17 protein-coding genes are annotated in these 26,268 nt (G+C 70.1%); 7 read left to right on the top strand and 10 right to left on the bottom strand.

From position 1 onward, the window contains the following. Window positions 1–45: 45 nt before the first annotated feature. Window positions 46–918, bottom strand: a complete 873-nt coding sequence (sigJ, locus tag F4553_RS05400; protein WP_184832825.1) for an RNA polymerase sigma factor SigJ — start codon at window positions 916–918, stop codon at window positions 46–48. A gap of 78 nt (window positions 919–996) precedes the next feature. On the opposite strand from sigJ, the gene F4553_RS05395 reads away from it, so the two are divergent. Further along, complete coding sequence (locus F4553_RS05395; protein ID WP_184832823.1) at window positions 997–1,425, top strand: DUF6220 domain-containing protein; 429 nt, start codon at window positions 997–999, stop codon at window positions 1,423–1,425. Window positions 1,426–1,434: 9 nt separating this feature from the next. Next, the gene (locus F4553_RS05390; protein WP_184832821.1) at window positions 1,435–2,502 is read left to right on the top strand and encodes a hypothetical protein; all 1,068 of its coding nucleotides are present in this window, start codon (window positions 1,435–1,437) and stop codon (window positions 2,500–2,502) included. Window positions 2,503–2,509: 7 nt separating this feature from the next. On the opposite strand, the gene F4553_RS05385 is transcribed toward F4553_RS05390, so the two are convergent. The 3 genes from F4553_RS05385 to F4553_RS05375 form a co-directional block, all read right to left on the bottom strand. Next, window positions 2,510–2,929 (bottom strand): hypothetical protein, encoded by a 420-nt coding sequence (locus tag F4553_RS05385; protein WP_184832819.1) that lies wholly within the window; start codon window positions 2,927–2,929, stop codon window positions 2,510–2,512. Window positions 2,930–2,988: 59 nt separating this feature from the next. Beyond that, the gene (locus F4553_RS05380; protein WP_184832817.1) at window positions 2,989–3,774 is read right to left on the bottom strand and encodes an aminotransferase class IV; all 786 of its coding nucleotides are present in this window, start codon (window positions 3,772–3,774) and stop codon (window positions 2,989–2,991) included. Between the two features lie 87 nt (window positions 3,775–3,861). After that, window positions 3,862–5,280 carry a WGR domain-containing protein gene (locus tag F4553_RS05375; RefSeq protein ID WP_184832809.1) on the bottom strand — a complete coding sequence of 473 codons (1,419 nt, stop codon included), beginning with the start codon at window positions 5,278–5,280 and terminating at the stop codon, window positions 3,862–3,864. A gap of 414 nt (window positions 5,281–5,694) precedes the next feature. Between F4553_RS05375 and F4553_RS05370 the strand changes: the two genes are divergently transcribed. Further along, window positions 5,695–6,423, top strand: a complete 729-nt coding sequence (locus tag F4553_RS05370) for a hypothetical protein (protein WP_184832807.1) — start codon at window positions 5,695–5,697, stop codon at window positions 6,421–6,423. A 99-nt stretch (window positions 6,424–6,522) separates the two neighbouring features. On the opposite strand, the gene F4553_RS05365 is transcribed toward F4553_RS05370, so the two are convergent. The 5 genes from F4553_RS05365 to F4553_RS05345 form a co-directional block, all read right to left on the bottom strand. Beyond that, window positions 6,523–7,434 carry a hypothetical protein gene (locus F4553_RS05365; RefSeq protein ID WP_184832805.1) on the bottom strand — a complete coding sequence of 304 codons (912 nt, stop codon included), beginning with the start codon at window positions 7,432–7,434 and terminating at the stop codon, window positions 6,523–6,525. Continuing rightward, window positions 7,415–8,266: a glycoside hydrolase family 16 protein gene (locus tag F4553_RS05360; protein ID WP_184832803.1), complete on the bottom strand. Its 852-nt coding sequence runs from the start codon at window positions 8,264–8,266 to the stop codon at window positions 7,415–7,417. The genes F4553_RS05365 and F4553_RS05360 overlap by 20 nt, the downstream gene beginning before the upstream one ends. A gap of 39 nt (window positions 8,267–8,305) precedes the next feature. Further along, a complete protein-coding gene (locus F4553_RS05355; protein ID WP_246466104.1) occupies window positions 8,306–10,177 on the bottom strand; it encodes a glycosyltransferase in 1,872 nt (623 codons plus the stop codon). Window positions 10,178–10,346: 169 nt separating this feature from the next. Next, a complete protein-coding gene (locus F4553_RS05350) occupies window positions 10,347–12,194 on the bottom strand; it encodes an RICIN domain-containing protein (RefSeq protein WP_184832793.1) in 1,848 nt (615 codons plus the stop codon). Between the two features lie 214 nt (window positions 12,195–12,408). After that, the gene (locus F4553_RS05345) at window positions 12,409–14,325 is read right to left on the bottom strand and encodes a discoidin domain-containing protein (protein ID WP_184832791.1); all 1,917 of its coding nucleotides are present in this window, start codon (window positions 14,323–14,325) and stop codon (window positions 12,409–12,411) included. Between the two features lie 157 nt (window positions 14,326–14,482). On the opposite strand from F4553_RS05345, the gene F4553_RS05340 reads away from it, so the two are divergent. From F4553_RS05340 to F4553_RS05330, 3 genes are all read left to right on the top strand, one after another. Beyond that, window positions 14,483–15,514: a LacI family DNA-binding transcriptional regulator gene (locus tag F4553_RS05340; RefSeq protein WP_184832789.1), complete on the top strand. Its 1,032-nt coding sequence runs from the start codon at window positions 14,483–14,485 to the stop codon at window positions 15,512–15,514. 268 nt (window positions 15,515–15,782) lie between these two features. Further along, on the top strand, window positions 15,783–17,603 hold the full coding sequence (locus F4553_RS05335; RefSeq protein WP_184832787.1) for a discoidin domain-containing protein: 1,821 nt from the start codon (window positions 15,783–15,785) through the stop codon (window positions 17,601–17,603). A gap of 658 nt (window positions 17,604–18,261) precedes the next feature. Then, window positions 18,262–18,648 (top strand): hypothetical protein, encoded by a 387-nt coding sequence (locus F4553_RS05330; protein WP_184832779.1) that lies wholly within the window; start codon window positions 18,262–18,264, stop codon window positions 18,646–18,648. Between the two features lie 63 nt (window positions 18,649–18,711). Here F4553_RS05330 and F4553_RS05325 read toward each other — a convergent pair whose 3' ends face one another. Continuing rightward, the gene (locus F4553_RS05325) at window positions 18,712–19,866 is read right to left on the bottom strand and encodes an acyl-CoA dehydrogenase family protein (RefSeq protein WP_184832777.1); all 1,155 of its coding nucleotides are present in this window, start codon (window positions 19,864–19,866) and stop codon (window positions 18,712–18,714) included. Window positions 19,867–20,002: 136 nt separating this feature from the next. On the opposite strand from F4553_RS05325, the gene F4553_RS05320 reads away from it, so the two are divergent. Next, window positions 20,003–26,257, top strand: coding sequence for an RHS repeat-associated core domain-containing protein (locus F4553_RS05320; protein WP_184832768.1), 6,255 nt, complete (start codon window positions 20,003–20,005; stop codon window positions 26,255–26,257). The last annotated feature ends 11 nt before the right edge of the window (window positions 26,258–26,268 follow it).

Here is a 26,268-nt window from a genome sequence, read left to right as displayed (position 1 = left end):
GTCGGGGGTACGCGGACCGTCGCGTACCCCCGACCGGGGTTGAATTCATCGCGCCGCCGTCCACGGGCGGAGCTTGTCGGGGTTGCGCACCGCCCACATGCGCCGGATCCGGCCGTCCGCGATGTCGAACGCGATCACCGTCACGGTGACGCCGCCCTGCTGGGCGATGAGGCCGGGCTCGCCGTTGACCGTGCTCTCCAGGATCGTCATGCCGGGCACCCAGGTGACGATGTCGATGGCGTAGCGGGCGATCTGCTCGCTGCCGACGATCGGCCGGAGCACCGTGCTGGCCTGGCCGCCGCCGTCGGCGACCGCCGTGGCGGCCGGGTCGAGCAGCCCGATCAGCGCGCCGATGTCCTTCGCCTCCCACGCCTTCTTGAAGTCCCGGACGATCTCGACCCGCTGGCCCGCCGGAACGGCCGAGGCCTGCAGCGCCCGGATGCGGCGGCGGGCGGAGGAGGCGAGCTGGCGGCAGGCCGCCGGGGTCCGGCCGACGATCTCGGCCACCTCGGCGAACGAGTGGCAGAAGACATCGTGGAGGACGAACGCCACCCGCTCGGCGGGGGTCATCGAGTCGAGCACCACGAGGAAGGCCATGCCGACCGTCTCGTCGAGGGTCACCAGGTCGGCCGGGTCGCCGCCGATCCACCGGGCGCTGTCGGGCAGCGGCTCCGGGACCCATTCGCCCACGTAGCGCTCGCGACGGACCCGGGCCGAGCCGAGCACGTCCAGGCAGATGCGGCCGGCGACCGTCGTCAGCCAGGCGCCGGGCGACTCGATCGCCTCCTGCTGCTGCTCGGACATGGCGTACCAGCGGGCGTAGGTCTCCTGCACCGCGTCCTCGGCGTCGGCCAGCGAACCGAGGAGCCGGTAGGCGAGGTTGGTCAGTTGCCGTCGCTCAGCTGTGATCGGTCCCACCGTGCCTCACACTCCCCGTGGCTGCGTCGTCGGACTAACTGAGAAACCACACCGTCCCTCTACTTCAGGGAGTTCCCGATGCGTAAAGCCTTCGCCGCGCTGGCGGTCCTGCTCACGATCGTCGTCATCGCCGAGTTCTTCTTCGCCGCGAGCGGTGGTTTCAGCTCCGCATCCAAGCATGAGGCGGCCTACCGGCTCCATCACGCGCTGGGCTATGTGACCTTCCTCCTGCCGGTGGCGATGGCGATCGTGGCCGCGTCGGCCCGGCTGCCGCGGCGGCTCATCTGGATGTCCGTCCTGGTCGTCGGGCTGACCTCCGTCCAGGTCGCGATTGCCAAACTCGCCATCGCGATCCGCGACAGCGGTGTCGGCCAGCTCGTCTCCGGGCTGCACGCGGTCAACGGCCTGGTCATGCTGGCGGTGGTCGTGATGATCGTCCACCGGGCGCGGGCGGTGGCGGCCGAGTGGCGGCAAACCGACAACCCGCAGACGTCGAAGATGATCTAAGTTCACTGCATGGGTTACGTCGATCGCTTCGCGGGCCGCCCGGCTGCCTTCCTCGCGGTGCTGGCCGGGCTGCTCGGGGCACTGGTGCTCCCGCCCGCCGCCGCTCACGCCGGGGTCACCTCCGGGTACGCCTACCTGTGGGCCAACCAGCCGACCACCGCGAGCTACGACCCGTCGACGTATTACAGCTTCAACTCCACCGGCGCGGTCAACCACGTGGTCCGCCTCGCCGTCGGCCGATACGAGGTGCAGCTTCCCAACCTCGGCGCCGCCGGCGGGGTGGCGCATGCGACGGCCTACGGCAACACGGGCAACACCTGCCAGATCGGTTTCTGGACCAGGTCGGGCGACACCCTGCTGATGCACGTCAACTGCTTCGCCGGCAGCGCATACGCCGACACCGTCTTCACCGCCGCGTTCGTCAACCGGCCGACGGCGGCGGACTTCACCTACCTCTTCGCCGACCAGCCCACCGCGGCCTCCTACACGCCGACCTCGAGCTACCAGTTCAACTCATCCGGTGCGTCGAACACCATCCAGCGGCTCGGCACGGGCTACTACATGGTGAACGTCAACGGGGTCCGCGGCATCGGCGACGTGCAGATCACCGGGTACGGCGCCAACCTGGCCCGCTGCTCGGTGGGCAGCTTCGCCTCACTCGGCTATCCGCGCTTCGGCGGTGTCGCCTTCGTCCACTGCGTCGACGCGGCGTCCGCTCCCGTCGACGCGAACTTCACGCTCACCACATCGGTCCTCACCGGCTTCCTGGGTCGGGTACCCGCCGCCTACGCCCGGGTGGACCCGCCCGCACCGCTGACGCGGACCACCCCCTACACGCCGACCACCCTGTTCAATTCGACGGGCTCCGGCGTGACGGCGACCCGGACCGGGGTCGGCCGGACGGTGGTGGCGATGCCGGGGCAGCCGCTCATCGGCGGGACGGTGCACGTGACGGCATACAGCTTCGGCACCGAGCGCTGCGGTGTCGCGGCCTGGGGGAGCATCGGCGTGACCGTCCAGTGCTGGCAGGGCTCGGTCGCCTACGACAGCCCCTTCACCGTCGTCTTCCAGGCCTGACGGGGGATCAACCCTGCCGGGGGTCCACGGACCCGGTCCGGCTGGACAGCGCGGCGGCGAGCGCCGCCGGGTCCGCGACGGTGACCGTGGCGCCCGGGTGGCGTATCCCGAAACGCACTCCCATGGCCTGGACGGGCTCGCGGAAGCGCACGCAGACCCCGGCGTCGCGGTTCGTGCCGAAGGTGACGCCCCGGTCGGCGAGCGACAGGTGCGCGCCGATCACCTTCACCCAGAGGTAAGGCCCGGTGACGCTGGCATCGGTGATGTTGGCGCGGGGCGTCTCCAGCCGGAACGGGCCGAACTCGACCCGCAGCAGGTCGTCGTCGACGAGCACCCGGGCCGTCGCCGGGCGGATGCCGACGACCGGCAGGATCACCCCGGCGACCCGGTCGAACGCGAAGGGGAAGATCTGTGCAGATGCCGGCATGACGTCATCCTCTCGACATCAGCGCCATACCCGGGCCGCTTCCAGCAGAAACACCCGACTCAGATCCGGTCCCAGCTGACCGCGTCGTAGTACTTGCAGATCATCGCCAGGAACGTCTCGTCCTCGGCGATCCGCCGGTCGTCGATGCGGTTGACCGGCGCGATGCCCAGCGTGTTGCTGACGAACGCCGCCTGCAGCGACTCGACGTCGGCCGGGCGCAGCGGCCGCCGCCGGACGGGAACCCCCGCCTCCAGCAGCGCCAGCTCCAGCAGCTGCATGGTGATGCCGGCGAGCGCGGGCAGATTCGGCCACAGCACCGCGTCCCCGTCGCGGAAGCCGATGTTGGCGATCGCGGTCTCACTGATCAGCCCGGTGGCGTCGGTGAGCAGCGCGTCGTCGTAGCCGTCGTGTCGGGCCCGGGTGCTGTGGTAGATCTGCCCGAACCCGCCGATGTGCTTCAGGTGAGCGGCCGGGCGCTGGTACTCCACCGATCGCAGGGACTGCGGCCGGTCGTCGAACTCGTGCGGCGGTGTCACCGACACCAGCACCGACACCTCGGCATCGGGTGCGGCCCGGAAGACGACGGCCCGCACCGAGGCGTCCGGGCGCTCGGCTGTCGCGTGCCGGATCCGGTCGCGCACCAGCTCGCCGTCGAGGCCTGCGCCGAACAGCTCCCGGTTGGCCTGATCGAGGCGGCGCAGGTGCAGGGCGAGCCCGCGGACCCGGCCGCTGCGCACCTGCATCGCGGTGAAGTGGCCGTAGTTGACCAGCGCCGGGAACAGCAGGTTCGCGACCGTGGCGGGTTCGCCGTCGATCTCGACATACGGCTGCTGTGCGGCGTTCATGCGGTCACACATTACTGATGCCGCCGCCGGTGTCGGGGCACGCCACTCGCGGCGTACCCCGACATGGCGGCGGTGACCGGCGACGGCCTAGACGAGGCGGCGGATGTCGCCGAAGGCGCGGTAGAAGCCGCCGCGGCCCGCCTCGCGGACCTCCGTGACCAGGTATCGGGCCTTCGGCTCGCGGATGCCCTTGGGGAACTGGACCTGCCAGTCGCGGTGGTAGCCCTCCGAGACGACCCGGATGCGCAGCCGCCCGTTCTCCTCGACGCACTCCAGCACGATGCCGTCGCCGACCTCGCTCGTCACCTCGACCGTCGTCGCGGGCACGAGCTCCTGCATCGCGGCGGCCTTGATGTCGCGGACCTGGGGGACGGTGCCCTGCTCGGCGGCGTGGATCGCGGCCTCGGTCGCGTCGATGCAGGCCAGCGAGCCGTCGGTGGTGACGATGTAGAGCCGCTCCTGGTGGTATTGCATGGAGAACGCCGAGCCGCAGCCGGTGTCGAGCTTCCAGAGCCGGGCGCCGGTGCTGTCGAAGCAGTAGACCGAGGAGCTGCTGTCGCCCGCGAAGACGTAGCGTCCGTCGGGCGCCGTGGCGCAGGAGAAGACCGCCGCGTCGCAGTGGAAGACCGTCTGCTGGCGACCGTCCTTGCCGAGCTGCACCACCTGCCGGGTGGAGGTGCCGGCGAAGAGGGTGTCGCGCTCCTGCCAGCCGAAGAGGACGCCGCCGGTCGGGGTGTGCCAGGTCTGCTGCCCGCTGCGCCAGTCGTAGCCGGTCACGCCCTTGGAGTGGCCGTGGTAGAGGGCGGTGGCGTCGCAGCGCACCATCCAGCCGGAGGTCCCGTTGCCCTTGCGCCGCCACAGGAACTCGTCCTCGTGGTCGATCGCGGCGATCCCGCCGTCGGCGTCGGAGACACCGAGCACCCCGTCGAAGATGTCCAGCCAGTAGATGTCGATGTCGTCGGCGATCCGGTAGGCGAGGCGCGGGATCTTGCCGGAGAGGTCGTAGACGTTGCCGTCGTCGCACCCGGCATAGAGCCAGTCGTCGTCGGCGACGATGCACTTCACGCCGTCGGGGAGCCGGAACTGCTGGATCACCTGCGCGTCGTGGGTCAGCTTCGTGATGGCTCCCGCCTCGTTGCCGACCATGCAGCCGGACTCGTCGACGAAGATGCCGAAGGCCGAGGTGCCGGACTGGTAGCGCCACAGCACCGGCGCACGGCGGGCGGTCGAGCGGGTGCTGACGATCGTGCGGCGCGAGACACCGCGGCGCTGCCGCTGGCCGATGACGGCGGGGGCGTAGCCCTTGCGGACCTTGGCGCCGATCTTCTTGGCCGCCTCGGCGCGTGCCTTCGCGTTGTCGGCGAAGGAACTGCTCGTGGTCGCGCCGGGATCGCCGATGCGTCCATATCGGATGCTCATGGTGGTGCCGTCCACGGTCACCTCGTAGAACTTGTGCGATCCACCGCCCTCTTCGGAGAGCTCGAGGTACGTGGTTTCCTGTGACATGGAAGGACCTTTCGGCGGAGGGTCTTCGGGTGTGCCGGTACAACGTAGCGGCGACCACCGACACGCTCGCCGACGCTCCCGGCTGTGCAGATGCCGCCCTGGCGACCCGGCCGTAGACATGCTTGCCGTTGCGCACAGTAATGCTCGGCGGGGCGCCGCCCACAGGTGTGCGCGGCACTTTGCTCTGCTTACACCGGCGCATCGGCCACTGAATCCGGATATTCCCGGTGTTGCGTGGGTGTAAGCAGAGCAAAGCACCGCGCGCACTCTGCCCACCCTGCGACGTGGGTGGCAGAGAGTAATGAGCGGCGTGAGCGGTTGATTCGGCCTATCCGATCGGCGACATGTGGGCATGGAGCCACGCTCTTCTGGGCATACAGTCGACCGTTACGACGACCAGGGGGAGTTACATATATGACCATCAGGCACACAGGCCTGCGGGCAACGGCCGCCGCGGCGATGCTGCTGGCTTTCGTCGCCGGCTGCGACGGCACGGTGGATCCGAGCGCGTCGGCGTCGGCGACGGCGAAGCCGTCGGTCACCGCCTCGGCCGTTCCGTCGGCGAAGCCGTCGACCAGCGCGAGCGCGTCGGCGAGTGCCTCGCCGTCGGCCTCGCCGAGCTCCTCGCTCCCGCCGGGGATGCCGGGCGGGACCGTCAACTACAGCGTCACCGACTGGTCGATCCCGTCGGGCGCGCCGATCGAGCTCGGTTCGAGCCTCGGCCAGTTCCCGTCCGCGACTCTGGAGTCGATCGAGATCGGCAAGCACCCGGAGGGCAAGCCCGCCTTCACCCGGGTGTCGTTCCGGTTCAAGGACGCGCTGCCGTCGTGCCGCCTGCTCTACGTGCGTGAGTTCAAGGGCGCCGACGACAAGTCGGTGCTGGTGGAGGGCAACTCGAAGCTCGCCGCCACCTTCTTCACCGCCGGCGGTCCGGCCACCGGTTCGGTGACGCCGACCGGTGACGGCAAGCCGGTCGTCGCGGGCCTGGTCGAGGTCGAGGACTTCGAGGGCTACCTCGGTTACGGTCTCGGCCTGCAGACCGCTGCCCAGAGCGACCAGGTCCGCCTGGTCCGCTGCGGCCACCTGCAGTACACCGACACCCGCCCCGCGCCCTACGTCGTCTTCGTCGACATCCAGGGCTGACAGCACGCCGCAGCGGGGCGCCATCACACACGATGGCGCCCCGCTTCTTCAGTACCAACTCTTGAAGAGTTGCGGCGATCTTGACGCGGAGGTGGCTGGTCAGCGGGGGCGGTGCCGCTGCCGGGGCGGCAGGGCGGGGAACGCGTCCCAGGCCGGCCAGGCGCGGCAATTGTGGTTGTTCGCCAGCAGGCCCCAGTGGCCCTCGAAGTCGTCCCAGGTCTTGCCGTCGTTGTCGATGCCCTCGTGAACGATGACGGGGGGCAGGGGACGGTGGGAGGTGAAGGTCATCCACGCGCGCCAGAACGCCGCCTGGTTCTCCCGGGTGAACGGCCCGGTGGTGAGCAGTCTCGGATGGGTCCCCTGGCCGGGGATCCCGGCCTCCCGGATGAGCACCGGCCGGTCCAGCTTCTTCGCGGTGGCCGCCGCCACCCGGGCGGTCCACGCCACCATGCGTGCCGGATCGGTCAGATCCGTGTCCCAGATGGCGTGGACCATCGGTGAGACGAAGTCGCCGATCGCGGTGAAGGCCGGGTGCTCCGGCGATTCCAGGTAGCGCCACCAGGGCTCGGTCGAGGTGGTCTCGATCTCGATCCGGCCGAGCAGCCGCCGCAGGAGCCGCCGGGCGGCGACCACGTCGCTCTCGGCGTAGCGGTGCTGGAGCAGGCCCTCGGAGCCGATCGCGACCGCCATGGTCAGCTCCTCGCCGTGCCGCCGGATCAGGCGGGCCGCCCGGTGGATCTCCAGCCGGGACCGCGGCCGGTGGATCGTCAGCAGGACCGCCGAGTAGCCGAGCGTGACCGCCGCCTGCACCACTCGCGCGGAGGCTCGCGAGGTGTCGTAGAGGACGAGTCCGTCGAACTTCTCCCGCAGCCGCCGCAGCTGCGCCAGCAGCAGGTCGTCGGCGATCGGCCCGCGGCTGTCCGAGGTCGCGACGTAGACGACCATGCGGCTGCCGGTGTCGAGGAAATACTCCTGGAAGCGGGTCTGCGAGCTACGGTCCTCGGGCCTCATCGGAGCACTCCGGGTCGGCGGCTGCCGAGGTGAAGACCCGGACGTAGTCCACCGTCAGGCGTTGCGGGAAGACCGTGCTGTGGTCGGGGTCGCCCGGCCACCGGCCGCCGACGGCGAGGTTGAGGACCATGAAGAAGGGACGGTCGAAGACCCACTTGCGCCCCGCAAGATCCCCGGGGGTACGCCGGGCGTAGCGCACCCCGTCCGCCGACCAGCTGATCGAGGTGGGCGTCCAGTCGACGGCGAACACGTGGAAGCGCGGCTTCGAGGGCGTGTGCCGGCGCGACACGGCGTGCTCGGCGGTGAGGCTCCGCCCGCCGGAGTAACCGGGCCCGTGCAGGCCGCCGAAGATTCGGTGCGCCCGGTGCCCCAGGCTCTCCATGATGTCGATCTCGCCGCTGTGCGGCCAGCGGTCCGCGCGCCGCAGCGGAGCCCGGGTGTCCTCCGCGAGCAGCCAGAACGCGGGCCAGATCCCCATGCCGTGCGGCAGCGCGATCCGTGCCTCGAAGCGGCCGTAGGTCTGGGCGAAGGTGCCCGCCGTGGTCAGCCGTGCCGACGTGTAGGCCCATCGGGGTCCTCGCCGGGAGCCGGGGATCTCGTCCCGGTGCGCCGAGATGACGAGGTTGCCCCGGCCGTCGAGACAGGCGTTGCGGGGTTCGGCGGTGTAGTGCTGGCGTTCCCGGTTGCCCCATCCACCGCCGCCGAGCTCGAACACCCAGCGGGTCGGATCCGGCGGCGATCCGGCCGGCCCGTCGAACTCGTCGGCCCAGACCGGCGCCGGGTTCGCCACCGCGGTGAGCACCGGCGATGCGCTGGTAGTGCCTGACGACATGAGGGGGATCGTATCGCTGCTCGTCGCGTTCGCGGTGCATCATCGCGTACCCACCCGGGTGTGTGCGTCTGGCGCGGCCTGCCGCGGCAGCGGTGCGAGCAGGCTGGCCGCGGCGACCCGGCGCCGGACGGACAGCTCGGCGCGCACGGCCTGCATCGGCGCCAGCAGCAGGCTCCACGCCTGGGCGAGGAACAGCACCGCCAGGACCGTCAGCAGCGCACGGCCGTCGGCGGCGGCGAGGACCCCCACGCCGATCGCCAGCCAGAGCCCGGCCATGGCGAGCTCGACCCGGGTCGAGCGCAGCGCCTGGGGCAGCGAGCCGCTGTCGTCGAACTTCCCGGTCCGGCCCCATCGCCGACGTCGGCCGGCCCAGCCGTAGAGCCCGGCCGTCCAGACCACCCACCCCAGGGAGCGGCTGCTCAGCGCGGCGATCGCGGCGGCGCCGAAGGACGGGCTCACCCGGGACCAGAAGACCCGCATGCCGGTGGCGGTCATCGCGAGCCGGCCGATTCCGATGGCGATCAGCGGCAGTACCGGCAGGGCCGGTACGTCGGTGCCGGCGGCCATGACGATCGCCGTTGCGGCGAGCGCCCAGATCCCGAGCCCTTTCACGCCCCGGACGAGTTCGTGCCAGCCGTGGTGCATGACGATGAGCCGCTGCGGGAGGCTGAACGCGGCGGAGCCGGCCGCGCGGCTGCCGGGTAGGAGCATCCGCCAGTGCGTCAGCACCTCCTGTACGGGCCCGCGGGTCCAGCGGTGCCGTTGGTTGGCGTAGTCGGCGAAGTGCCGCGGGATCAGGCCCCGGCCGAGCGCGAGGTCGAAGTAGACGGCACTGTGGCCGGCGGCGTGCAGCCGGATCGACAGTTCGGAGTCCTCGGTGACGCACTCCTCGGACCAGCCGCCGACCTGCTGCAGCGCGGCCCGCCGGATGACGCACATCGTCCCGATCGACATGGCGACCCGCCACTCGCTGCGGCTGACGAGATAAGTGGAGCTGGCGATGCGGTACTCCCAGTAGAGCCCGGCGAGGTAGGGGTCGCCGGTCCAGTCGCGGTAGTCCTGGCGGGTCTGGAGGTGAGCCAGGCGCGGGTCGTCGAAGTAGCCGACGGTGGCGCTGAGGAAGTCTTTCTCGACCTGGTAGTCGGAGTCCACCACCGCGATCAGGACGGCGTCCGGGTCGGTGTGCGCGAGCGCGAAGTTGAGCGCCCCGCCCTTGGCACCGGTCAGCGGCGCCACGTGGAAGAACCGGAAGCGTGGTCCGAGCTCCCGGCAGCAGGCTTCGAGCGGGCGCCAGAGCGCCTCGTCCGGGGTGTTGTTGTCGATGACCAGGACCTCGAAGCTGTCGTACTCCTGAGCGGCCAGGCTGCGCAGGCAGCCGATGACCACGTCGGGCGGCTCGGCGTAGCACGGGACATGCACGCTGACCATGACGCCGGTGGAGCGGTGGGCATCGGGCGACAGCACACGGGGCAGGTCCCAGCGATCGCGGCTGATCACTTCCTGATAGAGGTAGTTGTGGATCATCCGCCAGGGGAGTTCGAGCGCGGCGAGCAGGAGCCACACCGCCGCCAGGACACCCGCCGCCGGTGACAGCCCGGCGGTGGCGGTGAACCAGGCCAGCCAGGCGAGCTCCGCGATGCCGAAGGCCCACATCGACGTGATGCTCGCCAGACCGGTGGGGTGCAGCCACGGCAGCGCGGCGCCGACCGACAGGACGACGGCGTACCAGGCCATCAGGACGACCAGACCCAGGACCGCGGATCCGGACAGGACGGTCGCGGCAGCCCCGGCGGTGGCCGAGCAGAGCCAGAGGGCGGCCCACTCGTGCTTCGGCGGGCGAAGCGTGGGCCGCAGGCAGAGCAGGAGGGTCGCCGTGACGCAAGCCGCGACCGTCGACATCAGGAATGTCATCGCCACGCTATGGGTCCTCCTCAGTCGCTCGCCGCGGATCGGCACGCGCTCTGGGAGCAGAACACTTGGTCGATGAGGTTGTACATGAAGCGTTCCGTGTGGCGGAACGCGATCATCGCGCGTGGTGTTGCGGACCGTGGCGGGCCACGGTCCGCAACACCACGCGGGCCTACGCGGGGAGGGTCCAGCGCTGGTTGGTGGCGCCGGTGCAGTCCCAGATCTGCAGTGGTGTGCCGTCGGCGGAGCTGACGTTCGTGGCGTCGAGGCAGCGGTTGGCACTCACCGAGACGAGGGTGCCGCCGGTCGCGGTCCACCGCTGGTTGGTGTCGGCGGTGCAGTCCCAGATCTGGATCCTGGTCCCGTTGGCAGTCCCGCGGTCCACCACGTCCAGGCACTTGCCCAGGGCCCGCAGCGTGCCGTCGGCGCCCCGGGTCCACTGCTGCGCGGCGGAGCCGTTACAGGTCCACAGCTGCACCCGGGTGCCGTTGGCGGAGCTGCCGCCGGTCACGTCGGCGCACTTGCCGCCGAAGCCGACCAGGGCCCCGGTGCCGCCGGGCGGCGGCGGTGAGGCCGACGGGCTGGTCGGCGGGGTGACCGTACCCGGCCAGGTGAAGGTCGCCATGGCACCGGCGGGCAGGTTGTAGCCGAACGACGAGCCGCCGTAGGAGACCTGGAAGTTCTGCGCCCCGCCGGTGTTGATCGCGACGAGCACGACCGTGCCGTCCGGGTTGCGGAACGCGACGTTCTGCACCCCGCCCGAGCCGTAGCCGGTCGAGTCGATGCGTACCGCGCCCGGCTTGACGAACTTGCTCAGGTGCCCCAGGACGTAGTACTCCGCGTTGTAGGTGACGCTGCCGCCGTTGATCGTGGTGACGCCCATGCAGTTGGTGCAGCTGCCGATGACCGGGCCGTGGTTGGCGTTGAGCGCGATGTTCCAGGTGGTCACGGTCTTGGCCCAGTTGCGGACCGACCCGACGGCGAGATTGGTGCCCTGCCACAGCAGCGAGTCGGCGAAGGTGTTGCCCGACTCGATCCCGGAGCACTCGGTGAAGAAGACGTCCTTGTTCGGGTACGCGTTGTGCACCGGCGTCTGCGCGCTCGGGTCACCGCCGTAGCAGTGCCAGGCGGTTCCGGCCACGTACTGTGCCGCGGAGCTGCTCAGCACGCTGGTGGCGTAGGACGGCTGGTCCCAGTTGTGGTCCCAGGCGAGGATCTTCGTGCCGAGCCCGGCCGCCGAGAGCTTCGGGCCGAGCGCGCTGATGATGGTCGACTGCTGGGCGGCGCTCATCAGCATGCCAGGGTAGCCGGGCGGGGAGAACTGCGGCTCGTTCTGCACGCTGAGGTAGCCGATCGGCACCCCGGCCGCCTGGTAGGCCTGGGCGAACTTGACCAGGTAGTCGGCGTAGGTGCTGTTGTAGCTGGCGTTGAGCGAGCCGCCGATGAGGTTGCCGTTGGTCTTCATCCACGCTGGTGCGCTCCACGGCGCACCCATGAAGCTGATCTGCGGGTTCAGCGACCGCGCCTGGGTGAGCAGCGGCAGGATCTGCGCGTTGTCGTGCGCGACGGAGAAGCGGGACAGGCTCGGGTCGGCCGCGCCGTCGTCGTAGGTGTAGAAGGAGGTGGAGAAGTCCGACGCGCCGATCGGCTGCCGCAGGAAGCTCAGGCCGATGCCGCTGGTCGGGCTGAAGAGCGCGGTCATCACGGAGTTGCGGGCCGACGAGCCCGCGATGACCGAGGCCGACGCGTCGGTGATCGACGCGCCGAAGCCGACCATCGACTGGTAGCTGGTGTTCGGGTTGACGGTGATCACCGACCCGCTCCCGCCCGAGCCGAAGGCGACGGCGGGCTTCGACGTGAGCAGGTTCGCCCGGTCCGGCGTGGTGAGCCAGACGGCGGCGTTGGTGGCGGCGTAGGACGCCGGGGCGGCGGCGACCTGGTAGGCGGCGACGGTGGCGGCGGTGATCGCCACCGCCGAACCGATGGCGAGCCATCGACGCCGGGGTGTGGGACGGTTCATCGTGTTCCTCTCTGGGAGAAGTCGGCCCGGTGGACGGCCGGACCGCCAGGTCTGTGTCGCGTGCCCGTCGACGTGGCGACCGGCACGGCGCACGGTGCCGCCGGGTGCGGTTCGGCGCGCGCGGGAGCGCGGCGGCCGAGGCCCCGCGGGGCTCGCCGGAGCCTGCGCACCCGGCGCCGGGCAACGCCGTCAGGCGCCACGTCGACGGGCACGCTCACGCGTAGAGCCGCAGGTCGGCGATGCTCCACCAGTTGCCGACGGCTGCGGTGGCGCTGACCCGCAGATACCGGGTCCGGATGTGTCCGATGTCGACATTCGTGAGCTGCCCGACGCCGGTGCCGGTGGCGAGGGACCGCCACGTCACGCTGTCGTCGCTCGCCTGAAGCGACCAGGAGCGGGCGTAGTCGCCGGTGCTGCCGCCGCTGTCGATCGCGACCCGCCGGACCGTCGTCGGGCGGCCGAGGTCGACCTGGAGGTACTGCCCCGGCGCCTGCGCCGCACCGCTGGACCAGCGGGTCGAGGCGTCGTCGTCGATCGCGAGCGCGGCGTCGGCCGCGTTGGGCGAGGCGGTGGCGGTCGCCCCCGTCAGTGGAAGCTGTCGCAGGTGGGTGCGCAGACCGGGGGAGCGCGGCCAGGTGAAGGTCGCGAGCGCACCGCCGGGCAGGGTGTAGGTGAACGACTGGTCGCCGACGGCGACGGCGAAGGTGCGCGGGTCGTCGTTCTCGTTGTGCACGACCAGCGCGGTGGAGCCGTCCGGGTTGCGGAACGCCACGTCCATGATCTGGCCGTTCCACCCGGTCGTCCCGAAGGAGGTGCTGCCGATCCGCACGGCGCCCGGCTGCACGAACTTCGCCAGGTGCCCGATCGTGTAATACTCCGCGTCGGTGCTGACCGTCCCGTCGGCGCGGACGGTGAGCAGGCCGGTGCAGGTGCCGCAGCCGCCCAGGTGCGGGCCGCTGGTCTCGTCGAGCGCGATGTTCCAGGTCACGACCGACTTCGCCCAGTTGCGGGTGGTCCCGATCGTCAAGGTCCGCGCGTGCCAGGTCAGGGTCCCCCGGAAGATCTGCGCCGGGGTGTCGTCCGGGCCGTGCGACCCCGAGCACTCCGAGAACCAAATACCCTTCGACGGGTACGCCGCGTGCAGCGCACTCTGCGCGGCCGGCTCGCCGTAGTAGCAGTGGTACGCGGTCCCGGCGACCCACTTCGCCGTGGCCGGATCGGCGAGCAGGCGGTAGGGGTAGTCGGTCTCCGGGTCCTGCCCGGGCGGCGTGGACTCGATGTCGCCGGGGTGCGTGGCCCAGTTGTGGTCGTAGGCGAGGATCTTCGTGCGCGGGCTCGCCTTGCGCAGCAGCGGACCCAGGATCTGGATCACGGCCGCCTGCGCGGCGACGTTCATGTCCGTCCCCGGGTAGGCGCTCGGGTGCCGGTTCTGCGGCTCGTTCTGCACGGTGAGGTAGTCGATCGGCACCCCGGCGGCGGCGTAGGCCTGGACGAACTTCAGCAGGTAGGCGGCGTACACCCGATAGATCTTGGGGTCGTTCTTGAGCGAGCCGCCGACGAGCGAGTCGCCGGTCTTCATCCACGCGGGCGGGCTCCACGGCGTCGCGAGCACGGTGAGGCGCGGGTTGAGCTGCTTGGCGCGGCGCAGCAGCGGCAGGATCGCCTGCTCGTCGTGGGCGATGCTGAAGTGCCGCAGCCCGAAGTCGGTCTGCCCGGCGGGCATGTCGTCGTAGGTGTAGTGCGCGGCCTCGGCGGTGAAGTCCGAGGAGCCGACGGGCTGGCGCAGGAAGCTGACCCCGATGCCGGCGGCCGGGTCGAAGAGCGAGCGCATCGCCTGCTCCCGGGCGGCGGGGGCAAGCCCGGTGAGCAGCGCGGCCGACGAGTCGGTGATGGAGGCGCCGAAGCCGTCGACGGTCTGGAACTCGCGCTGCGGGTCGACCGTGATCGTGGTCTCGGGCGACGCGCCCTTGGCGAAGGCGACGGCCGGACGCTGGTGCAGCAGCTCGGCCCGGTCCACGGTGGTCACGAAGACCTGGGCCTGCACGCTCGTCGGCCGGTCGTGGGCCGAGGCGGTGCCGGCCGCCGCGGCGAGACACGCCGCAGCGAGAGCGAGAGTGGCGAATCTCTTCATCACGTGACCTCCCATGTATGAAACAATATGTAACAATTCTGGAACGTTTCTGATACAGAGGAGACATCGACTTCACCCGATTGTCAAGGTGTGGTGTGGACACGGTCCCCACCAAGGGGATCTATGCTGAGGAGATGAGAATGACGCGGTGTAACACGTGACGCGCCCGAGCAGCCCCGGTCGGGCCACCGTGCGCGACATCGCCGCGCAGACCGGTGTCTCCATCGCGACCGTCTCCCGGGTGCTCAACGGCCAGGACAACGTCGCACCGCACACCCGCGACCTGGTCCGCCGCGCCGTCGACGAACTCGGCGCCCAGGCGCCCGCCCCGCGCAGCCAGGGCGCTCCCCGCAGCGCCGAGGCGGTCTTCGTCCGCTGCCCCTACCTGCTCACCGACTACTTCGGACTGATCGTCAGCTCCATCGCCGAGACCCTCGACCTGCACGGCCGCCACATGATCCTCGACGCCGGGGAGCCCGCCGCCGCCAAGCGCGCCCTCGTCGACCTGCACGCCCGGGCGGGCATCAGCGGTGCCATCCTGATCCTGCCGCCCGAGCCGGTCGAGGAGATCATCGCGCTGCGGGCCAGGAAGGTCGCGTTCGTCGTAGTGGACCCGCGTACACCGCTGCCCGGCGACATCGTCGCGGTCTCCGCCGCCCACGCCGCCGGGGCCCGCCGCCTCGCCGCCCACCTGATCGAGCTCGGCCACCGGCGCATCGGCGTCATCGGCGGCCCCGACGAGTGGATGGCGAGCGACGCCCGCCTCGCCGGGCACGGTTCGGCGCTCGCCGACGCGGGCCTGCTGCTCCAGCCGGAGCTGCACCGCAGCGTCCACCCCACGACCGAGGACGGCTATCGGGCCGCGTGCCATCTGCTGGACCTGCCGGACCGGCCGACGGCGCTGGTCGGGTTCAACGACAAGATCGCCGTCGGGGCGCTGCGGGCGGCGGCCGAGCGGCGGCTGCGGGTGCCGCAGGACCTGTCGGTCGCCGGGTTCGACGACATCGAGCTGAGCCGGGCCACGTCGCCGCTGCTGACCACGGTTCGGCAGCCGTTGCAGGAGATGGGGCGGATGGCGGTCACCCAGCTGCTGCGGCTTCAGGAGCGGCACCGGCTCGACGCGCTGCACGTGGACCTCGCCACCGAGCTGGTGATCCGGGAGTCGACGGGACCCGTACCCGCCGCCTGACCGCGCCCCCACGCGATGCCGCAACTCTTCAAGAGTTGGTGTTAAGGCCTAGCGGCCTGAAACACCAACTCTTGAAGAGTTGCGGCTTGTCGGCGAAACACGGTGGCAACGTCGTGGCAACTCCTACTCATCGACAGGGTCGGATGATACCGTCCAGCGGAGAGCGCTCTCTGGCAACATATGCGCAGGTGAACACCGATGTGGTGGCAAGTCCCTGCCGCCGCGACACCTGCGCAACAGGTAACCGTCCTTACCTCTCGGAGTTGACATGAAAACAGCTCTGCGCCGCACCGCTCGCGCATCGGCTCTCCTGCTCGTCCTCTTCGGACTGGGGCTCGCCACGGCCCCGGCCGCCAACGCGGCGGCTGTCCCCGCCGCGCCCGAGGAGCTCGAACTCGTCGCGGGCGCCGACCTCTCGATCACCGTCGAGTGGGAAGCCGTCCCCGGCGCCACCAGCTACAACATCTACCGCGGCACCTCGTCCGGCGGCGAGGGCGCCACGCCCATCGGCTCGACCACGGAGCTGGAGTACGAGGACGAGGGCCTCAGCCCCACTCCGATCTACTTCTACCAGGTCACCGCCGTCAACGCGTCGGGCGAGTCACCGCGCTCTCCCGAAGACGCCTCCAAGACGCCGCCGCCGATCCCCACCGGGGGTGACGTGCCGGGCGTGACCGTCGGCAACAGCAAGGTCTACTACTGCAAGGACGCCGTCTTCGGCGGCTTCGACTGGTTCCAGACGCTGTCCGGCTGGTTCCCGTCGGTGCTCGGCTCCTCCGGCTCGGAGTCGCCCGGTGACCGGGTCGCCGACATGGCGTACGCCGACGAGGGCACGATGACCTTCAACAACGTCGTCGTCCCGACCGCGGGCCTCTACACCCTGGCCTGGCGGTACGCCTTCCAGGGCGGCCTGTTCCCCGGAGTCAACAACCGGCAGATGGGTCTCAAGGTCAACGGCACCGTCATCACCTCGACGCAGAGCTTCCCGATCACCGGCAGCTTCGACGTCTACGACCTCTCCGCCCTGCAGGTGCGGCTCAACGCCGGGGTCAACTCGGTGCAGCAGTTCGCCGTCTCCGACCACGGGCTCTCCCGGGTGGACCAGCTCATCGTCACCCCGGCCACCGCGTCGAGCCCGAGCGGCCCGACCAACCTGCGGGTGACGCCCGGCAACGCCGGTGCCACCCTCACCTGGAACGCCAGCACCAGCGGTGCACCGACCTCCTACCGCATCTACCGCGGCACGAAGTCCGACGGTGAGGTCAACACCCCGGTCGGCACCGTCGGCGGCACGACCACCACCTTCACCGACACCGGCCTGCAGAACAACAAGCAGTACTTCTACTTCGTGTCGGCGGCCAACGCCGTCGGCGGCTCGCCCAACTCCAACGAGGTCTCGGTCATCCCCACCGCGACCGGCGGCATCCCGGCCGCGCCCGGCGGGGTCGCCGCGGTCGGCGGCAACAACTCGGTCCGGCTCACCTGGAACGCCGTCGCCGGTGCCACCGGCTACAGCGTCTTCCGGGGCACCGCCCCCGGCGGCGAGGCGGCGACCCCGGTCGTCACCTCGGCGACGAACAGCTTCACCGACGGGACCGCCGTCAACGGCACCACCTACTACTACAAGGTGGCCGCGACGAACGCCGCCGGGACCTCGCCGTCGTCGGCCGAGGTCAGCGCCACGCCCAGCGGCGGGGGCGGAGCCGTGCTGCTGTCGCAGGGCCAGCCCGCGACCGCCTCATCGGTGGAGAACGCCGGCCTTCCGGCCACCGCCGCGGTCGACGGCAACACGGCCACCCGCTGGTCCAGCGCCTTCAGTGACCCGCAGTGGCTCCAGGTCGACCTGGGTGCCACGCACAGCGTCAGCCGCATCGTGCTGAACTGGCAGACCGCCTACGGCAAGGCGTTCCAGCTGCAGACGTCGGCGAACGGCACCACCTGGACCACGATCTACTCCACCACCACGGGCGCCGGCGGGGTGCAGGACCTCGCCGTCACGGGCTCGGGCCGCTACGTGCGGCTCTACGGCACGCAGCGGGCGACGCAGTACGGCTACTCGCTGCTGGAGTTCCAGGTCTTCGGCGTCTAGCCGGTCAGCGGTCGGGGTGTCGGATCGGTGCCGGCACCCCGACCGCCGACCCGTTGACACCGGGCTGAAAGCGTATTGAAGGCGGCCTCGGCAACCCTGCATCCGAACTCTCCCTACCGGATGCAGAGGGGCCATCGATGCGATCGATCCATGACAGAGGCGGATATCGGAGGTGGTCGGCAGCGGCGCTCGGCGCGGCGATGACCGCCACGCTGCTGCTCGCACCTCCCGCCGCCGCGGCGGCGGCGGCGACGGTGTCGGCCACCGGGCTGACACCGCAGGTCGAGAAGCTGGACGCCGATGGCGGGGAGGTGCGCGGGGCACCCTCGCCGATCCGCAGGGAGGTCCGCGCGAAGGTCCCGCCGCCGGTGTGGCCCGCCCCGGCGACCGCGCGTGCGACCTTGCCGGCGGCGGCCGGCGTACGCATGGGTGCCCTCCCGGTCTGGATGGAGCGGGCCGCCGGGGACCTCGGCGACGTGACGGTGTCATCGCTCGACCGCAGGAACCTGCCCGCACCGGTGCGCGACGGGCTGGTCCTGCGGGTCGCAGCGGCCGACCGCGGCAGCGGCAAGGCGAGGCTGACCATCGACTACAGCTCGTTCCGTGGCGCACACGGCGGTGACTGGTCGTCGCGGCTGCGGCTGTGGTCGCTGCCGGAGTGCGCGCTCGTGACGCCGTCCCTGGCCGACTGCCAGGCGGCGGTGGCTGCTGGCACCTCTCACCCGCCCAGGAGGCCGCCCTCACGGCGGAGCAGGCGACGAAGGGCGCGGGCGCCGGTGCGGGTCTCAAGCTCGAGTTCTCCGATGCGGTCGACAAGGACAGCCTCGGCGGCGCGTTCGACTTCATGGACGGCAGCATCGGCCCGGTCCAGGGCGGGTACGCCTGGGGCAACGGACAGTACGGCGAGCACGTGCACCTGGTGTCCGCGGGTGGTGGCGTCGGCATCACGACCGCCGCGACCGGAAGTTCGACCACCTATGTCAGCGGCTACATCTTCGAGTGGTGCCCTTTCCGGATCTGCAACGTCTTCACCTCCGAAAAGTAGGACAGGGCCGACTTCGAAGCAGTGCGGGTGCCGCAGCCGGACCGGCTGCGGCACCCGCCCCTGTCACAGCCGCGCGGTCGGCACGTCCTGCGCCAGCAGCACGGCGCCCGCCAGCTCCAGGCTGTCGGAGTTGACCAGCGCGTGCTGCGTAGCGACGTTGACGTCGCGGAAGTGCCGCTGCAGCGGGCTCGACAGGTAGGCGACCGACCCGCCACCGGCGCGGTAGAGCAGGCCCACCGCCTGCGCCGACATCGTCGTGGCCGTCGTGATCGCGAGCCGGAGCCGGGCCCGCCGCTCCAGGGTGACGGTCTGGCCCGCCTCGGCGAGGTCCCAGCACCGGCGTACCTCATCGTGCAGAAAAGCCCGCGCGGCCGCGTGCAGCGCGGCGGCCTCGGCGTAGGCGGACCGGGCGGAGGGCTTCGCGGCGAGCGCCAGCCCGCTGAGCGGGTTGACCTTGGCATCGGCGAGGCGCCCGAACTCGTCGAGCGACGCCCGTGCGATCCCCAGCGAGACTGCTCCGATCCCCATCGCCAGCAGGCTGAGCACCGGGAACGCGTAGAGGGCACCGGTCGGCGGCCGGGTCAGGGAGAACGTGTGGGTTGCCGGGACGAAGACGTCGACGGCCTCGAAGTCGTGGCTGCCGGTGCCGCAGAGCCCCGCGGCCGTCCAGGTGTCGTGGATGGTGGTGTCACCGGTGGGCACGACGACGTGCACGACCTGCGGCGCGCCCGTCGGGGTGGTCGCCACTGCGTCGCCGTCCATGACGAGGCACCCGCCGACCAGGTGTGTCGCCTGGCGGCACCCGCTGGCGAAGGCCCAGCGCCCGGTGACCCGGTAGCCGCCGGTGACAGCCCGTGCGCGGCCCGAGGCTGCGGCGACGCCCGCGATGACGAACCGGGGGTCGTCGAGCAGCTCCGCGGCGACGCCGGTGTCGAGATAGCCGAGGACCACGCTGGTGGCCGCGCCGATCATGGCGCACCATCCGGTCGAGCCGTCCGCGCGGCCCAGCTCCTCGAAGGCCTCCAGCATCGTCACCGGATCGGCTTCGAGCCCGCCCGCCACCCGCGGGGCCGCGAGGCGGAAGACGCCCGTCGCGGCGAGCTTGTCGATCAGGAGGTCGGGGACCGCGCGGTCGCGCTCGATCTGCGGCGCGGCCTCCGTGATCGCGGAGGCGAGGACCGTCAGGTCGCGCAGCAGATCCAGGTGCAGGTTAGACATGATCACCAGCATAGCCAGCGCCGATGTCTACAAAGGATGCCACCGGTGGTCCCGCCTGATACCGGATTGAAACCACGTTGAAGGGGGTCGCGGACATCGTGTATCCGCCCGGCACCCCCTTCAACGAGAGGTACCCATGCAACCCTTCAGACAGAAGGTCGATCACCGTCGGTGGCTGGCGGCCGTCGTCGGCGTGACGCTGACCGCGATGATGCTCCACGCGCCACCTGCCGCAGCCTCCCCACATCCCGGCGGTGGGGGATTGACGCCGCAGGTCGAACCGCAGGACAACGTCGGCGGCGAAGTCAGGGGCAAGCCCTGGCCTGCGTCCAGGCAGATCCGGGCCAAGGTGGCGCCCCCGGTCTGGCCCTCCGCCGCGACCGGCCGCGCTGTGCTCCCGGCCGACAACCCCCAGGGTGTACGCGCGGGCACGCTACCCGTGTGGGTGGAACGCACCGCCGGTGACGTCACCGCGGTGACGGTCTCGACGCTGGACCGCAAGGCGTTGCCGGCCGGTCTTCGGGACGGGCTGCTCATGCGGGTCGGAGCCACCGAACGCGGCAGCGGTTCCGCTCGCCTGACCGTCGACTACACGGCGTTCCGCAACGCGTATGGCGGCGACTGGTCCTCCCGGCTGCGGCTGTGGCAGATTCCCGAGTGCACCCTGACCACCCCGGACGCCAAGGGCTGCCAGGCGACGCCGCTGGCCTCGACCAATGCTGCGGGCAAGGTCGCCGCCGTCGTCGGCGTACCGGCGAGCGGCACGAGCGTGGTGGCCCTGGCCGCAGGCGCGGCCGGCTCGGGCGGCGACTTCGGCGCGACCTCGCTCTCGTCGTCGGCGACCTGGGCCGCGGGTGGCTCGGCGGGCGACTTCACCTGGAATTACGCGATGAGGACGCCGCCCTCGATCGGCGGCGACACCCCCTCCATCAGCCTTGCCTACTCCAGCAGTTCGGTGGATGGCCGGTCGGAGGCGACGAACAACCAGCCGTCCTGGATCGGCGAAGGTTTCGACTACGCACCCGGTTCCATCGAGCGCCGCTACGTGAGCTGCTCGGAGGACATGGGCGGCAACGCCAACAACACCGTGAAGACGGGAGACCAGTGCTGGCGTTCGGACAACGCGGTGATGGCGTTCCGCGGCGGCGGCGAGCTGATCTTCGAAACCGGCAAGGGCTGGCACTCCCGGACCGAGTCGGGGATGCGGATCGAGAAGTTGACCGGCGCCGCCAACGGCGACAACGACGGCGAATACTGGAAGGTGACCTCGGCCGACGGCACGCAGTACTTCTTCGGCCTCAACCGGCCAGCCGGGCAGGGCACCGACACGAACTCCGTCTTCACCATGCCGGTCTTCGGCAACAACACCGGCGAGCCGTGCCGGGCGAGCACCTTCGCCAACTCGCGCTGCACGCAGGCCTACCGGTGGAACCTCGACTACGCCATCGACCCGTTCGGCAACACGATCTCCTACTGGTACGACCAGGAGACCAACAAGTACGCCGTGAACAACACGTCGAGCGATGATGTCTCCTACGTCCGCGGCGGTACCCTCCAGCGGATCGACTACGGCACGTGGGACCGGGGTTCGGCGGACCGGTCGGTCACGCCGACGGCTCAGGTGGTCTTCACCAAGGCCGACCGGTGCCTGTCCAACTGCACCACGCACACGGACAACTGGCCGGATGTCCCGTGGGACCAGGAATGCGCGGCGGCCGCGACGTCGTGCACGCAGTTCTCGCCGACGTTCTGGACGACGAAGCGGCTTTCGAAGGTCACTACCAAGGTCTTCGACACCACGGCCGCTCCGGCCGCCTGGCAGGACGTCGACTCGTGGACCCTGACCCACACCTTCCCGCCCACCGGTGACACCACCCACGCCGGACTGTGGCTCGATTCCATCGTGCACGCCGGTCACGTCGGCGGCACCGTCACCATGCCCGCTGTCACGTTCGAGCCCATCGCCATGCCCAACCGGGTGCTGACCTCGAGCGACACGACCAACAACTGGCAGCGGATGAGTGCCATCGTCAGCGAGACCGGCAACCGGGTGCAGGTGACCTACAGCCTGCCCGAGTGCACCTCGACCAACCTGCCGTCGGCGCCTGAGACGAACAGCAAGCGCTGCTACCCGGTGCTCGTCACCAACCTCGCCGACGTGGACGGTCCCGCGCTCACCAAGTACTGGCACAAGTACGTGGTGCTGCAGGTCTCGTCGTCCGACATCCAGCTCACCGGCGGGCACCAGTCGCCCACGATGAACACCTACTACGAGTATGTCGGCACTCCGGCCTGGCACTACTCGGACGACGACGGGCTGACCCAGGCCAAGTTCCGGACCTGGAACGGCTACCGCGGCTATTCCAAGGTGCGGACCCGGACGGGCGACGTGCCGGGCCAGCAGACGCTCACCGAGACGACCTTCATGCGCGGTATGCACGGTGACCGGCTCAACGGCGCAGGCGGTACTCGTGTCGTGACGGTGCCGGCGTCCCTGGGCAGCGAGACCGTCTATGACGAGGACCAGTTCTCCGGCCGCAGCCGGGAGACGGTCGAGTACAACGGCACCGTGGCGATCGCCAAGACGGTGGAGGTTCCGTGGCGGTCGGATCCACCGACTGCGAGCCGCACCATCAACGGCACCACGGCGACCGCGCGGTTTGTCGGCACCGCCGTGCAGTACAAGGCGACCGCGCTCGGTGTCACCGGCGAGCGGGGCTGGCGTACCACGCGTATCGCGTCGACGCTGGACAACACCTACGGGACGCTCGTCACGGAGCAGAACGACGGTGCTGCCGCCGCAGGTGACGAGCAGTGCACGTCGTACACCTACATCCGCAACGCGACGACCAACATCCTGCGCCAGCAGCAGATCACCGCAAAGGCCGTGGCCTGCAACATCACGCCTGCCTCCGTTGACGACGTCATCTCCGACGTGCGGTTCAGCTACGACGGCGCGACGAGCCACACCACGCTGCCGACGAAGGGCATGCGTACCCGGACCGAGGAGCTCATCTCCTGGTCGGCCGGTACCGGCACGCAGTTCCAGGTCGCGGGGGAGCTGACTCACGACGCGTACGGCCGCCTGCTGACCGCGAAGGATTTGCGGAACAACATCAACACCACCACCTACACACCCGCGACGGGGCAGGCGACCCTCGTCACCACTACCAGTCCGGCGCCCTACAGCTGGGTGACGACGAAGCAGGTCAATCCCTACTGGGGATCGACGAAACGCTCGACCGATGCCAACGGGCGGATCGAAGAGGCCACCTACGATCCGCTCGGCCGGGTGGCGAAGGTATGGCGGACGGGCTGGTCCCGTACGGCGAACCCGACCACACCGTCGTCCGAGTACACCTACTCGCTGTCGGCGACACGGTCGGACTACCCGTTCGCCATGACCCGCACCCTCAACGCGAAGGGCGGCTACGACACGGCGTACCAGATCTATGACGGAATGCTGCGTACCCGCCAATCGCAGTCCACGGCGGTCGGCGGCGGCCGGGTGGTCTCGGACACCGTGTATGACGCGCAAGGGCGTGTCGCCACGGAGTACGCCGAACACGCCGAGCCAGGCGCTCCGGGCGGTGTGCTCTGGTGGGAGCCGGAATGGTCGCTACGCCGGATCACCCGGACCCAGTTCGACGCGGCCTCCCGGGCCACCGCGACGATCTTCCTCGCGGGGGACGGTGTCACGAACCTGGTAGAGAAGTGGCGTACCACCTTTCGCTACGAGGGCGACCTCACCTCGACCACGCCTCCATCCGGCGGCGTCCCCTCCACGGTCCTCACGGACATCCAGGGGCGGACCGTCGAGCTGCGTCACCACACCACCGTCAACGGTGTGGACGGTGCATACAACACCACCAAGTATGTCTTCAACCGCAAGGGCCAGCAGACGAAGACCGTGGACCCCGGGCTGAACGAGTGGGTCTCGATCTTCGACATCCGCGGCCGCAAGATCGAGGTCCGCGATCCCGACCGCGGGACCACTTTCAACGAGTACAACAACTACGGCGACCTGGTGAAGACCACGGACGCCCGTGGCGAGGTGCTCGTCTACAGCTACGACCAGCTCGGTCGTCGCGTGGGCATGTACGACGACTCGATCTCGACCGCGACGAAGCGGGCGGAGTGGAAGTACGACCGGCTCTATACCTTCGTCGCAGCCAAGGGCCAACTGACCGAGTCGTATCGCTACGAGCCGGCCGGATCGACCAATGCCTATAAGTGGCAGGTAGTCGGGTTTGATGAGCGCTACAAAGTGACCGGAGCCAATTACGTCATCCCAGAGGCACCGCTCAACGGCACCTACACCTACTCCTACACCTACTCGCCCTACGACGGCACTCCGCTCTCGATATCGATGCCGGGCGCGGGCGGCCTCGCCGGGGAGACCGTCACCACGGAGTTGGACGCCACGTCGGGACGGCCGACGTCGTTGACGACGAACCTGCCCGGTGTCGGCTCCTATGTCATCGGTCAGGACTACTCGCCGTTCGGCGAGCCCACCATGATGACCCGCAAGGTCGCCGGTGGTGTCTACGTCCAGAGCGCAACCTCCTACGACGAGGCGACCCGCCGGATCACACGGACGACCGTCAAGCCGGAGACCGCGTCCGGCACGGTCGCCGACCACTCGTACACCTACGACAACTCCGGCAACGTCACCGAGGTCTCCGACGCTCCGCAGGTCGGCACCGCAGACAGGCAATGCTTCCGCTATGACGCGCAGCGGCGGCTGGAACTGGCCTGGACACCGAAGTCCACGCTCAATTGCTCCAGCACGCCGTCGGCGTACGGTGATCTCGGCGGTGCGGCACCCTACTGGCAGAACTGGACGTTCGATCTGCTGGGCAACCGGCTGACCGAGACGACCCACGCCTCGGCCGGCAACACGGTCCGCACCTACGCGGTCCCGGTTCCCGGCGCCGGTGTCGTCCGGCCGCACGCGGCGACGTCGGTCACCGTGACGGCCCCGGCGACCTCGGCGGTCGTCTCCACCTTCGGCTACAGCCCGATGGGCGCGGTGGCGAGCCGCACCACATCGTCCACGCAGGACCAGACCTACACCTGGGACGCCGAGGGGCACCAGCAGCAGGCCACCGCAGGCGGAGCCACGACGGCCAACGTCTACGACGCCGACGGCAACCGGCTGCTGCGTCGCGAGGGCACCGGCCCGGCCACCGTCCGCACGCTCTACCTGCCTGGGCAGGAGATGCGAGCGGATGCCGCCGGGGTGATCACCGGCACCCGGTACTACACCTTCGACGGCAAGGCGATCGCGAGCCGCTCGTCCGCCACGGGCGTGCTGACCTGGCTGGTGGGAGATCACCAAGGAACTGCCGAACTCTCCATCGACGCCGCCACGCAGGCGGTCACCCTGCGCCGGCAGACGCCGTACGGCCAGAGCCGGGGGCCGGCGGTGACCTGGCCCAACGGCAAGGGCTTCGTCAACGGTGACAGGGAGCCGACCGGCCTGGTCCACATCGGCGCCCGAGAATACGACCCGCTCGACGGCCGGTTCCTCTCGGTCGACCCGCTGCTCGACGTCAACCGGCCGATGAGCATGCAGGGCTACGTGTATGCCGACGGCAATCCCGTCACCCTGGCCGACCCCAGCGGCAAGGACCCGTGCGTCAACGGCGGCGGTGGCTGCTATTACGACGGCAACGACCCGCCGGAGCGGATCAAGCCGCAGCCGGATTCCGGCTGCTACAACGGCCAACGCAGTGCTTCCTGCCCGCCTTACACGCCACCGAAGCGGACGACCTGCGACTCGGCCTGCGCCCGCGCCCGCCTGGCTGCCGCAGCGAAGGCGCAGAAGGAGATGGAGGAGATCTATAAGAGCATCCATAACAACAGCGGCCTGATGACCTTCAGCCATACGACCTACGAGGGCTGGTGGGAGACGATCGGGATGCTTGAAGGCTCCTACTACTCCGCGGAGCAACTCGGGGACACCCACACGGTGACCTTCGAGTATTCCGAGACCCAGTCGACCGCGGATGCCATTTCGGCCGAGGTCGGCGCGTCACTGGGAGCGCTGGGCCTCGACGCCGTCGACGTCACGGTCGGTTTCGAGCACTCGTGGGGCAATTCGACGAGCCCGAACACCGGTGCGAGCGAGGACCGCAAGCCCAGCGCGCAGTGGGCGTACCAGGCACCGGTCCTGAACATCCAGTGGACCCACCACAAGGTGACCATCTACGAGACGAAGACCGTCTACGACGAGAATGGTGGGCCGGCACGGACGGAGACCGTTTCCCGGGGCGAGTTCGAGTACTTCACCATGAAGACCGCGGTCGCGGGAATGAAGGGCGTCCAGGCACCCAACCTGCCGCTCAACGACGATCGGGACTTCTTCTCGAGAATCAGCGACTGGTAGTCGGTTGAACC

Source organism: Allocatelliglobosispora scoriae, from assembly GCF_014204945.1.
GTDB classification, from domain to species: Bacteria; Actinomycetota; Actinomycetes; order Mycobacteriales; family Micromonosporaceae; genus Allocatelliglobosispora; species Allocatelliglobosispora scoriae.
This window is presented reverse-complemented; position numbering and strand designations above follow the sequence as displayed.